Source organism: Priestia sp. TGN 0903, from assembly GCF_050846855.1.
Classification (GTDB): Bacteria; Bacillota; Bacilli; order Bacillales; family Bacillaceae_H; genus Priestia; species Priestia zanthoxyli.
Map to the genome: position 1 here is coordinate 195,491 of NZ_JBOZGL010000003.1, position 13,532 is coordinate 209,022.

The following is a 13,532-nucleotide window of genomic DNA, read 5'->3' on the forward strand; positions in this document are numbered from 1 at the left end:
ACAGGCTCTCAACATAAAAAAAGAACGGTCGCAATGACCATTCTTTTTACTTCACTTCAATTAAAACCTTCGTACCGTCTGGAAACTCATCTACTTGATGTGAAATCCAAGACCCGGCGCCTCGGTTGTCTGAAGGCTTTACATATTCAATATCTGCACCGCTTCCGCCTTCTTCACAAAAGGCCATCGGAAACTCATCTCGGTCATAGCCGCTTTTAGTCGGAATGCCTTTTAAAGACTCACGGCGGTTTTCTTCAGCACCGTCTCGATCGATTGTACAAACAGCCGATTTTCCTTTATCGATTGCATGTTGAATGTGCGCTGCAGTTTCAGGGTAACGATCAGCAGGGAAGGAAATGACTTCATCGTAGGAGGTATTCGTTGAAGAGTTCTGCTCTAACGGATTTCCTTCAATCATAACAATAACGGCTATTACTAAAATTAAAATACCAGAAACAATTTTTTTCAACCTGTAAAACTCCTTTATAAAACGTTTATCACTCTTATTGTAAAGTAATAAGAAAAAAATGTAAAAACATATAATGGAACTAGCTAGAATTCATAAGACAAACATAAGCTCACGTTCAGCTGCTGAACGTGAGCTTATGTCTAATGATGAGAGTGGTGATGATGCGTTTCGTTTTCAGCTGGCTGTAGTGAACGTAACTCTTCTTTTGATAATTTGCCTACTGCGACTTGCTGAGTAGGAAGGATGTGCTCACCGCGAGCATTAATATCGGTTTTAATATAGTAAATACCATCCTCTTTAAAGGCTGCTTTTGCTTTATACATACTGCCGTCATAATGTGCCTTTATTGTTTCAACTTTACCGGGAGCATCTTTTTTCCACACGTTAAACTGAACGCTTTTGGCGTCATCCACCGTTTTATTTTCTTGCATCACATGGACTTCTAACACCTGTGTGCTCTGTGGCTCTATATTTTCAGGAAGCATCACATGCGCCGACAGAGGCTTTTGCTGCTTGTAGAGCTGGTCTGCGTCACTGTTTACGGAGCACGCGGAAAGCACAAGCGTACTGAGTATGACTAGTCCGGACATTTTCCATTTATTCATTGTTACTGCACCTCACATCGTTTCATCAATCATGCGTTTAAAAATCGCTTCAATGCTGGAATTCGTTTGATAACAAAGAAATCTAAAAGCCACACGATAACTAAGGACAGTCCGACTAAAGGAAAGAGGATACCAAACACGACGATTATACACGTCACGATTCGCATTGCACTTCCTTCAGGAACTTTAGGAGCCCCCATGTTTTTAGCTGGTTTTCTCTTCCACCACAGTAAGGATCCGCTGATAGCGATACCAGCAATTCCGATACAAATAATAAGGCCCATAAGCTGATTGATAAATCCAAACTGTGTGCCTTTATGAAGCGTAATACCAAGCGCAATCAATTTGCCCATAAATCCATAGTTGTCGTACCGATAATCGGCTAACACAGCTCCGGTATATTGATCAAGGTGAATGGTTGCTTCATCTTGAGCTCTTGGTGAAAAAACAGAGAGCGTATACACACCTTGAGCGTCTTGCGGAATAGAAATGGTGTAGCCGTCGTGCATATGCTGTTCTCTTGCAATCGTGACAATGTCATCAAGCGATACTTTTGTATATTGCGAAGCTGTGGAGCTTGGCACTTCTAACGTTTCAGCTCCCCAAGGCACGTCCGCAACATCTTTTGTTTGCACGGTTGAAGTAGGAGCACTGCCTACCCAAATAGACGGAGGGTACCCAACACCTGCGTTTGTGGCGACTTGCTGAAACGCATTGCCCCACAGTCCTGACCACGGAAGTCCTGTTAGTACGAGAAAAAGCATCCCCGCTGAAATCCAAAAGGCCGGTACTGCATGAAGGTCACGTATCAGTACGTTTTTACCTTTTGAAAAACGAGGAATCAGCACGCCTTTTATTTTGTCTTTTTTGCGCGGCCACCATAAAAAAGCGCCGGTTACAATTAAGACAATTGCCCAGCAGGCCGCAAGTTCTACGATACGATCACCTGCTGTTCCCGCCATCAGCTCTCCGTGAAATTCTTCAATTTGATTCATCAAGCGACTGGAATCATCTACTTTTCCTATGATGTGACCATTGTGAGGGTTAACAAACATCGTATATGTATGGTCTTTTAATGAAATTCCTACTTCTGACGAACGAGTAGAGAGATCACTGGGCTTATACGTCAACACATCAGCGTCTGGATACTTTTCCTTTACAGCCTGTACTTGTGCTGAAGGGGATACGGACTGTGACTGAGCTTGTACATGATAGAAGTCGTGATACAGTTTTTCTTCAATTTGAGGCTTGAATAAATACATCCCGCCCGTAACAGCTAATATAAGAAGAAACGGAGTAAACATTAAACCCGCATAAAAATGCCAGCGCCATATGGCTTTGTATAGACCTTGAGAACGCGCCGTGCTTTTTTTCGTTGTACTCGCTGATTCTTCGCGCTTTTCCTGCATCGTTTTTTCCTCCTTTTTACTAACTAACGTGCTTTTATTATAGAAGGAAAGGGAGAATTAGCCATCACCCCTGAGAGTGATTGTTGGGGATTATAAAAGGAGGGCATGGATAAAAAAAGCATCTGCTTCACGTGGAAAGGGCAGATGCTTTTTCGTTTATTCCTTTTTCTTTTCATAATAAGGACCTAGACGGTCAATACGATTTGTCCAAATTCCACCTGAATAATTAGCTGGAAGGCGTTTTATGTCTTTGGCAGAATCAAATCCTGTGGAAAATTCGCTTCCGTTTCCGCCTACAATAATCGTCCGGGTATTGCTGTGATCCATTCGATTTAAAAAGCGATTTGGCCATCCCCACAGAAAAGGTCCGATCTTTTCAGGTATATGCAGTTCAGTGTTTTCGCATGCTTTAGGCACGTATCCGGTCCACCCGGTTGCTATATACGGAATAAGACAAGATTTCATCGTTGCTTTTGACATAACTTTTAGATTGGGCATCGCTTTTTTCAGCGAATCAATCGGTTCGTCTCCTCCGTACACAGTGATGTTTGTTAAGCGTTTTTTAGAGAGCTGTGACAAGTACTTTGCTAGTTTTTTTCCTTCTTCAGGATCATTGCTTTTTACGTGAATAAGAAAAGATTTGTGCGGAAAGTATTTCATCACTTCGTCTAGAGAAGGCATAAGGTTAACTCCTTTGCTGCGAAAAGGATGCGTTTTTCCTCCGTCTGCCGTATAGCCGTACCCAATATCAAGCGTTTTTAATTCCGCCATCGTGTAATCTCGTGTTACGCCCGTTCCGTTTGTCCGGCAATCGAGCGTCCAATCATGGAACACAGCAAACTGATTGTCTTTTGTAATGTGAACGTCAAGCTCGACTATGTCAGCACCGTCTTTAAAGGCTTCGTTTATAGAAGGAATTGTATTTTCTATAAACGAATGCTCAGGTTTGTAGATGCGTTCCGCTGTACACGTGTCGTTTTGAAGGCCTTTTATATTAAACGTTTGAGCTACACCTCTATGAGCAAGAAGGAGAGGCTGTCCGCTTCTTTTTGTCAATAAAGAGCTATTGTTTATGTATACAAAAACAGCGGTTCCTATCAAAATAAACCATACAGATTTTCGTTTGAAAAGCGCTCTCAAAAATTTCATAGCATCCCCCAAGTAGTTGTTTAATTTTAATGCTTACTTCTAAAAAAATCCTATAAGAATCGGCTTTGACTTTCAATATCCCGATGCTAATAATTCTATGATAGTTTTCAGATAATTTATAGAAAAATAGAATGTTTCACATCTACCAAGACACAAAAAAACAGCTCGTAAAAGCTGTTAGTTCATTAAGCCATTTTGAAACGCATAGCTTGTCAGCTGCACGCGGTTTTCTAAATGAAGCTTGCTTAAAATATTTTTCAAATGGCTTTTTACCGTGTGTTCAGAAATAAATAACTGCGCCGAGATATCGCGGTTTGACAGTCCTTTAGCCACTAATTGAAGCACTTCAAGCTCCCGTGCAGACAGGGGAGTGTCTGGCTTTGTAATCGATGTTTCCTGCGGAAACTCTTTTAAAATTTGAAACGCAATTTCTTTTGACATAGGAACTTCATCTAAAGCGAACGCACGCAAATAGTCGTACCACACTTCAGACTGCAGGTTTTTTAACAAATAGCCCTGGGCTCCTTTTTTCAACGCATCAAACAAATCCGTAATATCGTCTGAAACCGTGATGACCACAATTTTAACATACGGAAACTGAAGCTTAATTTGTTTTGTCGCTTCTAATCCATTCATCACGGGCATTTTAATATCCATTAGCACAATGTCAGGCATTAATTTTTCGGTTAGTTCGATTGCTTCCTGCCCGTTGGTTCCTTCGCCAACAATCATAAAATCTTCATATTCTTCTAAAATATCGCGAATGCCTTCTCTTGCATGAGCGTGATCATCTACAATCAAAATACGAAACGGCTGCATTTACGTAACCTCCTTTTTAATACTAACAATGGTCTGGTTCTGTTTTCGTTGAATGGAAAAGTCCCAGTTCATATCTTTGGCACGATCTTTCATAATTTGCAGACCAAGACCGGCCTTAAGAGATTCAGAGGTGAAACCTATACCGAAATCTGTAATTTCACAAATCCATCCGCCTGCCGTTTCACCGGCTGTAATCCAGATTTTATTTGTTTTTGCATGTTTAATGACGTTCATAGCAGCTTCTTTCACACAGGCAAACAGCTCATTTTTTTCTTTTCTCGAAAGCGTTGTTTCTGACAGTCTCCAATCTAAATTGACATCTAGTAAATGAGTATGTGTTAAATCATCGACGTATTGATGAATGCTTTCAGTCCAGCTTTCTGAAGAGTCTGAAGGAGAGTGCTTTAAATTTGTAATCGCTTGGCGCGTATCGTCATGAACATGCTGCAGAGTTTGCTTCATTCGGATAAAATCAGGATCCTGCTCTAAGTTATTTTTTCTTCCGAACTTGTTCATTTTAACAGATAGGAGAAACAGCGACTGCGCAATGCCGTCATGCAGTTCACGAGCTAATTTTTCACGCTCAATAAGCGCAGCTTTCTTTTCTTTTTCTTGCCTTAGTTCCTCTTGCATTTTTTCTAAAATAGAAAATAAATAGCGGACAAAGACAAGCGTTACAAAAAAGACAAGCAGCGGAGAAAGAACATTTCCCATGTCCATTGAGATGTAAGGAAGCAAAAAGGCATGGCGAACATACTCCCAAAGTGCGATGGTCAGAGTTGGAAGAAGCAAAATCAGCCATTTAATTTGTCTATATTTCACGGTATCCCTTCTTTCATCCATAAAATGTGTCTATATTTTATCATTTGAGCGGAAAATTACTAGAGGAAAGAATAGAAATCACTCTTAGGGGTGAGTGGATAAAGTTAATAAAGAAAATCTTATCTGCAATATCATACAAGAAAAATTCTCGAGTCAATGGTATGGTTAAAAAGCTTAGTATGTGACAAGGAGTGATTTATTAATGGCAAAAGAAATTCGGACAGCGCACGTTGACGCTGATTTACATATTGAAGCTTACCGTTTTAAAGGAATTATGCAAAAGTTTCCTGCTCATTTTCACGAGTATTATGTGATTGGATTTATTGAAGAAGGTCAGCGTCATTTAATCTGCCAAGGCAAAGAATACATCATTAATCCAGGCGATTTGCTGCTGTTTAATCCGTATGATGTCCATAGCTGTGAACAAATAGACGGCAAAACGCTTGATTATCGCTGTATTAACGTGACGCCAGACGCGATGAAAAAAGCTGTTTTTGACATTAACGGCAGTGAAAGTCTTCCGCGTTTTAACAGCAATGTGGTACAAAGAAGTGAGGCTGTCTCTAGTTTAAAAGAGCTTCATTTACAAATTTTAAATGGTGAACGGGAGTTTAAGAAAGAAGAGTTATTTTTATATTTGCTAGAAGAGCTCATGCACGATCATTCAAACCTTTCCTTTTTTTCGTCAGCTGCTGACACGTCTGATGAAATCAAAACAATCTGCAGCTATTTGGAAGACAACTATACAAACAAGATCACGCTGGATGAATTAAGTAAGCTAATTGGATGGAGCAAATACCGGCTGCTGCGCTCTTTTATAAAGCAAAAAGGAATCTCTCCATACAGCTACTTAGAAACAGTTCGAATCAATCAGGCTAAAAAGCTGCTAGAACAGGGACAAAAACCGATTGACGTCTCCTTTTTAACTGGATTCAGTGATCAAAGTCATTTGACTCGATTTTTTAAAAGTCAGGTGGGGCTAACACCAAAACAATACATGAAAATCTTTGAAAGTGAAAAGAAAACAGAATGCTAGTAATAGCTTAAAAAGGAGAGAAGAGCTGTGGATCATTTAGCTGCTTATATGCTGATGGCGCTGGTTATGTCAATGATACCTGGTGCTGATACGATTCTTATCATGAAAAATACGCTTCATCACGGAGCAAAAGCAGGACGTTTTACCATACTCGGCATGGCTACAGGCCTCACGTTTTGGACGTTAATTGCTGTGCTTGGCTTGTCTGTTGCTATCGCGCAGTCGGTGTATCTGTTCAACACCATTAAATATATAGGTGCCGCGTATTTATTTTACTTAGGTATCAGGGTATTTCTGACAAAAAACACGCTCTCATTGGAGCACATTTCAGAAGAAGAAAAAGCTGTTAAGCCTTCATCTAATCACGCCTATAAAGAATCATACATACAGGGAGCTCTTAGTAATTTTCTTAACCCTAAAACGGTATTGGTTTATATTACATTCATGCCACAGTTTATCAACTTGGATGCTCACACGAATCAGCAGCTGCTTATGCTTGGTTTTATTCTTACCCTCATAGCGGTAAGTTGGTTTTTAATCTTAGTGTATGTAGTAGATTACGTGAAAAAATGGCTTAAAAAACCGATGTTTCAAAAAGCTTTTCAGAGATGCAGCGGAGTGCTGCTGATTGGTTTTGGAATAAGAACAATCGTGTAATAGTAGCTAGTAAGCAAAAAAGAGGCTGGGATAAAAATATGTTAGTTGAAGGAAGATCCGAATGAGTTTGATTCTTGATGGAGAATCAAACTCGTTCGGATTTTTTTATTAGTATGGTGAACATAGCCTTCATATATTTATTCAGTTATTTCTAGCTGTTGATTGGAGGGCAAGGCGAAGACTCCTGCGGGAAAAGCGGAACAGGTGAGACCCCGCAGAAGCGCAAGCGACGAGGAGGCTCACCGGCCGCCCGCGGAAAGCGAAGCCATGCACGGAAATCAACAGCAGTGTAACAAGCCACCGATACTAGTTCATGTATTCAATTTTATCGTCTTTAAATTGTATTGATTTATTTATATCTCAATCTCTTTTCTTAACGTTTAAAAACACGTAAACGAAACAATTTGTCGTGTATCGACACCGAAAATGGTCCAAAAACGTCCGTTCCATCTAAATCCTGCAACCGATCGCGGTCCTACAAAAATAGGGAAATACCAGAAGCTAGAGCCGTTTCTAAGCCATATGAACGTATTGCGGAATAGACAAAGAGAAATGGCTCCCGGGTCAACAGCAAATGGAGTTGCCGTTTGCTGAGCTGGAATAAATGCCGGCGGAGGGGAAGTTGGAGCTTGCTGCGGGTCAGGTGTAGGTAAACCGCCTGGTGGTCTAGGTGGACCGGGCGGGAGTTGAGGTCCAGGAAATCGTGCTGGGTAAAAATAAAAATCCATGTAATTAATGTCCATTTTTTAAGCACCTCTATTTTCTTAATCACTATTTTATAAAGTATGAGAAAGCTGCCTAAAGGGATTGGGCAACTATAGCTTTTTTTACATAGGTCTTTTTTATGAAGAAAAGTTTGGTTCTTAAGTCGGGAATGAATTCCTTCATGAACTCGATAAAAACTGAATAGGATAAAACAGAGTGTGTTTTTAGAGGAGGACTTTTCATGGATAATAATCCAAAAAAGATGTTTACACCGGTTAAGACCTATCAACCTTTCCACAGTATCTATGATCCGTGCCGGCCGATAGGAGTTAAATATTATTCTACGCCGCCTCAATTATACATGGGATTTCAGCCCGCGAATCTGCAGCAGTTTTCACCGAAAGAAGCGCTAAAAAAAGGAACGCTGTGGCCGGCTTTTTGGGACTACTATGAAAATCCATACAAAGATAAGAAGAGGGATGAAGAATGAAAAAACTACCTCCAGAGTACTATCAGGATTTAGAAGAAATACAGGCGATTGATTTTGCACTTGTAGAATTAACGCTGTATTTAGATACCCATCCAAATGACCAGCAGGCTATGCAGCAGTTTAACGAATACGCGCAGCAGGCTATGCAGTTAAAAAGAAACTTTGAAACAAAGTACGGGCCGCTCCAGCAGTATGGAAACAGCTATACCGACGGGAAGTGGAGCTGGGGAACAAGCCCTTGGCCATGGCAAATATAAGCAGATAAAGGCGGGAACTATATGTGGGTGTATGAAAAGAAATTGCAGTATCCAGTTAAAGTAAGTACGTGTAATCCAACGCTTGCCAAATATTTAATGGAACAGTACGGGGGAGCGGACGGGGAGCTTGCAGCTGCACTTCGTTATTTGAATCAACGCTATACCATTCCCGATAAAGTTGTTGGACTGCTAAACGATATCGGGACAGAAGAGTTTGCTCATCTTGAAATGATTGCGACGATGATTTATAAGCTAACAAAAGATGCAACGCCGGAGCAGCTGAAGGCAGCTGGATTGACAGAACACTATGTAAACCATGATAGTGCACTTTATTACAATAATGCTGCTGGCGTTCCGTTTACCGCTACGTATATACAGGCAAAAGGAGATCCGATTGCAGATCTTTATGAAGACATAGCAGCAGAAGAAAAAGCAAGAGCTACATATCAATGGTTAATTGATATATCAGATGACCCTGATTTAAACGACAGCTTACGATTTTTACGAGAAAGAGAGATTGTACATTCACAGCGGTTCCGTGAGGCCGTGGAGATTTTAAAAGATGACAGAGACAGGAAGAAAATCTTTTAACTAGCAAAAAACATCCCTCTTTGCGAATGCAAATGAAAGGAGGGATGTTTTTTATTATGGCAGCGTTGATTATGCGCTAGAACTGCAGTGACAAGAAACAACCTTTAATGTTCCTTCAACATCTTTCCAAATTCGCGTATAGCAGTATTCTCCTCCAATGGCTTCACCGGTTGCCAGCGACCCATTTAACGCTACTTTTGTAACGGTAACGGCAAGTTCTTGAAACAGTTTAATTTCTTGTTCCAACACTTCGATGCCCGCTATATCAAGACTTTTTGAACGATGAGCATTTATATCTTGCTCTTTTGACAACCATTGCCCAAAGTGATTCACAAAAATAAGCTCATCTGAAAGTAATTCTTCTAATAACTCTACGTTATTAGAAAGCATGGCTGAGCGAAGCATTTCTTCGTATTCTATAATTCTTGCTTGGTTCATTTTTAATCCTCCTTTACGCCTTGTGTAACTCTTTTCTATTTCCACGTTGCTTTTCCTTTAAACTTCTTCCTTTAATAGATTGTGTTAAATTATGTTAATAAAGGGGATAAGTGGACTAATTTTCTGTAAGCATAAAATATTCTGAAAGACTCCATTATTTACCTTTAAATGGTATAAAATTAGAGTGAAAGAACCTTTTCTTTCCACTTGTCTAGTTATCTTTTTACTATTAAGAAGCAGTTTTTTATACTTGTAATTGTAGCGGAATGAACGTTCATTCCGTTTTTGGAAAGAGGTGATAAAGTGGAATCTACTCCAACAAAACAAAAAGCGATTTTTTCTGCTTCGCTTCTGCTGTTTGCAGAAAGAGGATTTGATGCAACCACGATGCCAATGATTGCAGAAAATGCCAAAGTAGGAGCAGGAACAATTTATCGCTACTTTAAAAATAAAGAAAGCCTTGTAAACGAACTGTTTCAGCAGCATGTAAACGAGTTTTTACAGTGTATTGAAAGCGGCCTGGCTAACGAAAGAGAAGGATATCGAGATGGATTTCATCATATCTTTGAAGGTATGGTGACATTCACTAAAAATCATCCTCGTGCGCTTGGCTTTATTAAAACTCATAGTCAAGGAGCTTTTTTAACAGAAGAGAGTCGCTTAGCCTATCAAAAGCTGGTGGAATTTGTTTGCACGTTCTTCAGAGAAGGACAAAAGCAAGGCATTATTAGAAACCTTCCTGAAAATGCGCTCATTGCTATTTTATTTGGAAGCTTTATGGAAGTATATGAAATGATTGAAAATGACTATTTATCTTTAACTGATGAACTTCTTGCCGGCGTAGAAGAGAGTCTGTGGGCAGCACTTAGCAGACAATCATGAAACTTAACAAGTGAAAGAGGGATAACATGACAATTAAAGAAATGCCTCAGCCAAAAACATTTGGAGAGCTTAAAAACTTACCGTTATTAAACACAGATAAACCGATTCAAACGCTGATGAAAATTGCAGATGAATTAGGGGAAATCTTTAAATTTGAAGCGCCTGGACGTGTGACGCGCTACTTATCAAGTCAGCGTCTAATTAAAGAAGCATGCGATGAATCCCGCTTTGATAAAAACTTAAGTCAAGCGCTTAAATTTGTGCGTGATTTTGCAGGAGACGGTTTATTTACAAGCTGGACGCACGAAAAAAACTGGAAAAAAGCGCATAATATCTTACTTCCAAGCTTCAGTCAGCAAGCGATGAAAGGCTATCACGCGATGATGGTCGATATCGCCGTGCAGCTTATTCAAAAGTGGGAGCGTCTAAATGCAGATGAGCATATTGAAGTACCGGAAGATATGACGCGCTTAACGCTTGATACAATCGGTCTTTGCGGCTTTAATTACCGCTTTAACAGCTTTTATCGCGATCAGCCGCACCCGTTTATTACAAGCATGGTCCGTGCACTGGACGAAGCGATGAACAAGCTGCAGCGAGCAAATCCGGATGATCCTGCCTACGATGAAAATAAGCGTCAGTTTCAAGAAGATATTAAGGTAATGAACGATTTAGTAGATAAAATTATCGCAGATCGCAAGGCAAGCGGTGAACAAAGCGATGATTTATTAACGCATATGCTAAACGGAAAAGACCCAGAAACAGGTGAGCCGCTTGATGATGAAAACATTCGCTATCAAATTATTACGTTCTTAATTGCGGGACACGAAACAACAAGTGGTCTTTTATCATTTGCGCTGTATTTCTTAGTGAAAAATCCACATGTATTACAAAAAGCAGCAGCAGAAGCAGCACGAGTTTTAGTAGATCCTGTTCCAAGCTATAAACAAGTGAAACAGCTTAAATACGTCGGCATGGTCTTAAACGAAGCGCTGCGCTTATGGCCGACAGCTCCTGCATTTTCTCTATATGCAAAAGAGGATACGGTGCTTGGAGGAGAATATCCGTTAGAAAAAGGCGATGAACTGATGGTTCTGATTCCTCAGCTTCACCGTGATAAAACGATTTGGGGAGACGATGTGGAAGAGTTCCGCCCAGAGCGTTTTGAAAATCCAAGCGCGATTCCGCAGCATGCGTTTAAACCGTTTGGAAACGGTCAGCGTGCGTGTATCGGTCAGCAGTTCGCTCTTCATGAAGCAACGCTTGTACTTGGTATGATGCTAAAACATTTTGATTTTGAAGATCATACAAACTACGAGATGGATATTAAAGAAACTTTAACGTTAAAACCTGAAGGCTTTGTTGTAAAAGCAAAATCAAAAAAAATTCCGCTTGGTGGCATTCCTTCACCTAGCACGGAACAGCCTGCTAAAAAAGCACGCAAAAAGGTAGAGAACGCTCATAATACGCCGCTGCTTGTGTTATACGGTTCAAATATGGGAACAGCTGAAGGAACGGCGAGGGATTTAGCAGATATTGCGATGAGCAAAGGATTCGCACCGCAAGTTGCAACGCTTGATTCCCATGCAGGAAATCTTCCGCGTGAAGGAGCTGTTTTAATTGTAACGGCTTCTTATAACGGACATCCGCCTGATAACGCAAAGCAGTTTGTCGACTGGTTAGACCAAGCGTCTGCTGATGAAGTCAAAGGCGTTCTCTACTCCGTATTTGGATGCGGCGATAAAAACTGGGCTACTACGTATCAAAAAGTGCCTGCTTTTATCGATGAAACGCTTGCAGCTAAAGGGGCAGAAAACATAGCTGAACGCGGCGAAGCAGATGCAAGCGACGACTTTGAAGGCACATACGAAGAATGGCGTGAACATATGTGGAGTGACGTAGCAGCTTACTTTAACCTCGACATAGAAAACAGTGAAGATAATAAATCTACGCTTTCACTTCAATTTGTCGACAGCGCTGCGGACATGCCGCTTGCGAAAATGCACGGTGCTTTTGCGGCGAACGTTGTAGCAAGCAAAGAACTACAAAAACCAGGCAGTGAACGAAGCACGCGTCATCTTGAAATTGAGCTTCCAAAAGAAGTTTCTTATCAAGAAGGAGATCATTTAGGTATTATTCCTCGCAACTATGAAGGAATAGTAAATCGTGTAACGACAAGGTTCGGTCTAGATGCATCACAGCAAATCCGTTTGGAAGCTGAAGAAGAAAAATTAGCGCATTTGCCACTCGGTAAAACCGTATCAGTAGAAGAGCTTCTGCAATATGTGGAGCTTCAAGATCCTGTTACGCGCACACAGCTTCGCGCAATGGCTGCTAAAACGGTCTGCCCGCCGCATAAAGTGGAGCTTGAAGCCTTGCTTGAAAAGCAAGCGTATAAAGAAAAGGTGCTGGCAAAACGCTTAACAATGCTTGAACTGCTTGAAAAATATCCGGCGTGTGAAATGGAATTCAGCGAATTTATCGCTCTTCTTCCAAGCATGCGTCCGCGCTATTACTCTATTTCTTCATCACCTCGCGTCGATGAAAAACAAGCAAGCATCACGGTTAGCGTCGTCTCAGGAGAGGCGTGGAGCGGATATGGAGAATATAAAGGAATTGCGTCGAACTATCTTGCTGAGCTGCAAGAAGGAGATACAATTACGTGCTTTGTTTCCACACCGCAGTCAGGCTTTACGCTGCCAAAAGATCCTGAAACACCGATTATCATGGTCGGACCAGGAACAGGCGTCGCGCCGTTTAGAGGCTTTGTGCAGGCTCGCAAGCAGTTAAAAGAACAAGGACAGTCGCTTGGAGAAGCGCATTTATACTTTGGCTGCCGTTCACCTCATGAAGACTATCTGTATCAAGAAGAGCTTGAAAACGCACAAAATGAAGATGTCATTACGCTTCATACCGCTTTTTCACGCGTACCAAATCAGCCGAAAACATACGTTCAGCACGTTATGGAACAAGACGGCACGAAATTGATTGAACTTCTTGATCAAGGAGCGCACTTCTATATTTGCGGAGACGGAAGCCAAATGGCACCTGACGTTGAAGCAACGCTTATTAAAAGCTATGCTGATGTTCATGAAGTAAGTGAAGCAGACGCTCGCTTATGGCTGCAGCAGCTAGAAGAAAAGGGCCGATACGCAAAAGACGTGTGGGCTGGGTAAATAAACAATAACCTCCGCTATTTAGCG

General features: G+C 41.0%; 16 protein-coding genes. 8 read left to right on the forward strand and 8 right to left on the reverse strand.

Going from position 1 to position 13,532, the window contains the following annotated elements:
* Positions 1-46: 46 nt before the first annotated feature.
* The 6 genes from ACRPLY_RS11810 to ACRPLY_RS11835 form a co-directional block, all read right to left on the reverse strand.
* Complete coding sequence (locus tag ACRPLY_RS11810; RefSeq protein WP_028414496.1) at positions 47-469, reverse strand: NucA/NucB deoxyribonuclease domain-containing protein; 423 nt, start codon at positions 467-469, stop codon at positions 47-49.
* A gap of 140 nt (positions 470-609) precedes the next feature.
* Positions 610-1,074 carry a FixH family protein gene (locus ACRPLY_RS11815; RefSeq protein ID WP_099000378.1) on the reverse strand — a complete coding sequence of 155 codons (465 nt, stop codon included), beginning with the start codon at positions 1,072-1,074 and terminating at the stop codon, positions 610-612.
* 29 nt (positions 1,075-1,103) lie between these two features.
* On the reverse strand, positions 1,104-2,483 hold the full coding sequence (locus ACRPLY_RS11820; protein ID WP_099000377.1) for a PepSY-associated TM helix domain-containing protein: 1,380 nt from the start codon (positions 2,481-2,483) through the stop codon (positions 1,104-1,106).
* Between the two features lie 156 nt (positions 2,484-2,639).
* Positions 2,640-3,632 carry a glycerophosphodiester phosphodiesterase family protein gene (locus ACRPLY_RS11825; protein ID WP_325077190.1) on the reverse strand — a complete coding sequence of 331 codons (993 nt, stop codon included), beginning with the start codon at positions 3,630-3,632 and terminating at the stop codon, positions 2,640-2,642.
* Positions 3,633-3,809: 177 nt separating this feature from the next.
* A complete protein-coding gene (locus tag ACRPLY_RS11830) occupies positions 3,810-4,451 on the reverse strand; it encodes a response regulator (protein ID WP_033580507.1) in 642 nt (213 codons plus the stop codon).
* A complete protein-coding gene (locus ACRPLY_RS11835) occupies positions 4,452-5,273 on the reverse strand; it encodes a sensor histidine kinase (RefSeq protein ID WP_028414492.1) in 822 nt (273 codons plus the stop codon).
* A 202-nt stretch (positions 5,274-5,475) separates the two neighbouring features.
* On the opposite strand from ACRPLY_RS11835, the gene ACRPLY_RS11840 reads away from it, so the two are divergent.
* The 3 genes from ACRPLY_RS11840 to ACRPLY_RS11850 all read left to right on the forward strand — a co-directional run bounded on the left by ACRPLY_RS11840 (position 5,476) and on the right by ACRPLY_RS11850 (position 7,259).
* Positions 5,476-6,309: an AraC family transcriptional regulator gene (locus ACRPLY_RS11840; RefSeq protein WP_325077188.1), complete on the forward strand. Its 834-nt coding sequence runs from the start codon at positions 5,476-5,478 to the stop codon at positions 6,307-6,309.
* A 27-nt stretch (positions 6,310-6,336) separates the two neighbouring features.
* On the forward strand, positions 6,337-6,966 hold the full coding sequence (locus ACRPLY_RS11845; RefSeq protein ID WP_048018916.1) for a LysE family translocator: 630 nt from the start codon (positions 6,337-6,339) through the stop codon (positions 6,964-6,966).
* A 158-nt stretch (positions 6,967-7,124) separates the two neighbouring features.
* Positions 7,125-7,259 carry a hypothetical protein gene (locus tag ACRPLY_RS11850; RefSeq protein WP_260503752.1) on the forward strand — a complete coding sequence of 45 codons (135 nt, stop codon included), beginning with the start codon at positions 7,125-7,127 and terminating at the stop codon, positions 7,257-7,259.
* An 87-nt stretch (positions 7,260-7,346) separates the two neighbouring features.
* Here the strand turns inward: ACRPLY_RS11850 and ACRPLY_RS11855 are convergent, their stop codons facing one another.
* Positions 7,347-7,709, reverse strand: a complete 363-nt coding sequence (locus ACRPLY_RS11855) for a hypothetical protein (protein ID WP_033580509.1) — start codon at positions 7,707-7,709, stop codon at positions 7,347-7,349.
* A 203-nt stretch (positions 7,710-7,912) separates the two neighbouring features.
* Between ACRPLY_RS11855 and ACRPLY_RS11860 the strand changes: the two genes are divergently transcribed.
* From ACRPLY_RS11860 to cotJC, 3 genes are read left to right on the forward strand one after another with little or no spacing between them, the layout of a single operon-like run.
* The gene (locus tag ACRPLY_RS11860; RefSeq protein ID WP_033580510.1) at positions 7,913-8,161 is read left to right on the forward strand and encodes a spore coat associated protein CotJA; all 249 of its coding nucleotides are present in this window, start codon (positions 7,913-7,915) and stop codon (positions 8,159-8,161) included.
* On the forward strand, positions 8,158-8,418 hold the full coding sequence (locus ACRPLY_RS11865; protein WP_025751042.1) for a spore coat protein CotJB: 261 nt from the start codon (positions 8,158-8,160) through the stop codon (positions 8,416-8,418). Before ACRPLY_RS11860 ends, ACRPLY_RS11865 begins: the two co-directional genes overlap by 4 nt.
* Before the next feature lie 21 nt (positions 8,419-8,439).
* Positions 8,440-9,009 (forward strand): spore coat protein CotJC, encoded by a 570-nt coding sequence (gene cotJC / locus ACRPLY_RS11870; RefSeq protein WP_025751043.1) that lies wholly within the window; start codon positions 8,440-8,442, stop codon positions 9,007-9,009.
* Positions 9,010-9,078: 69 nt separating this feature from the next.
* On the opposite strand, the gene ACRPLY_RS11875 is transcribed toward cotJC, so the two are convergent.
* Positions 9,079-9,447, reverse strand: coding sequence for a nuclear transport factor 2 family protein (locus ACRPLY_RS11875; RefSeq protein WP_325077186.1), 369 nt, complete (start codon positions 9,445-9,447; stop codon positions 9,079-9,081).
* 303 nt (positions 9,448-9,750) lie between these two features.
* On the opposite strand from ACRPLY_RS11875, the gene ACRPLY_RS11880 reads away from it, so the two are divergent.
* Together ACRPLY_RS11880 and ACRPLY_RS11885 are read left to right on the forward strand one after the other, a co-directional pair.
* On the forward strand, positions 9,751-10,329 hold the full coding sequence (locus ACRPLY_RS11880; RefSeq protein WP_028414486.1) for a TetR/AcrR family transcriptional regulator: 579 nt from the start codon (positions 9,751-9,753) through the stop codon (positions 10,327-10,329).
* 26 nt (positions 10,330-10,355) lie between these two features.
* The gene (locus ACRPLY_RS11885) at positions 10,356-13,505 is read left to right on the forward strand and encodes a bifunctional cytochrome P450/NADPH--P450 reductase (protein WP_325077184.1); all 3,150 of its coding nucleotides are present in this window, start codon (positions 10,356-10,358) and stop codon (positions 13,503-13,505) included.
* Positions 13,506-13,532 lie beyond the last annotated feature (27 nt).

Coding starts and splice junctions, on each gene's coding strand:
- ACRPLY_RS11825 (WP_325077190.1), bottom strand. CDS start 3,632: ATGAAATTTTTGAGAGCGCTTTTCAAACGAAAATCTGTATGGTTTATT.
- ACRPLY_RS11875 (WP_325077186.1), bottom strand. CDS start 9,447: ATGAACCAAGCAAGAATTATAGAATACGAAGAAATGCTTCGCTCAGCC.
- ACRPLY_RS11855 (WP_033580509.1), bottom strand. CDS start 7,709: ATGGACATTAATTACATGGATTTTTATTTTTACCCAGCACGATTTCCT.
- ACRPLY_RS11865 (WP_025751042.1), top strand. CDS start 8,158: ATGAAAAAACTACCTCCAGAGTACTATCAGGATTTAGAAGAAATACAG.
- ACRPLY_RS11885 (WP_325077184.1), top strand. CDS start 10,356: ATGACAATTAAAGAAATGCCTCAGCCAAAAACATTTGGAGAGCTTAAA.
- ACRPLY_RS11820 (WP_099000377.1), bottom strand. CDS start 2,483: ATGCAGGAAAAGCGCGAAGAATCAGCGAGTACAACGAAAAAAAGCACG.
- ACRPLY_RS11830 (WP_033580507.1), bottom strand. CDS start 4,451: ATGCAGCCGTTTCGTATTTTGATTGTAGATGATCACGCTCATGCAAGA.
- ACRPLY_RS11860 (WP_033580510.1), top strand. CDS start 7,913: ATGGATAATAATCCAAAAAAGATGTTTACACCGGTTAAGACCTATCAA.
- ACRPLY_RS11815 (WP_099000378.1), bottom strand. CDS start 1,074: ATGAATAAATGGAAAATGTCCGGACTAGTCATACTCAGTACGCTTGTG.
- ACRPLY_RS11840 (WP_325077188.1), top strand. CDS start 5,476: ATGGCAAAAGAAATTCGGACAGCGCACGTTGACGCTGATTTACATATT.
- cotJC (WP_025751043.1), top strand. CDS start 8,440: ATGTGGGTGTATGAAAAGAAATTGCAGTATCCAGTTAAAGTAAGTACG.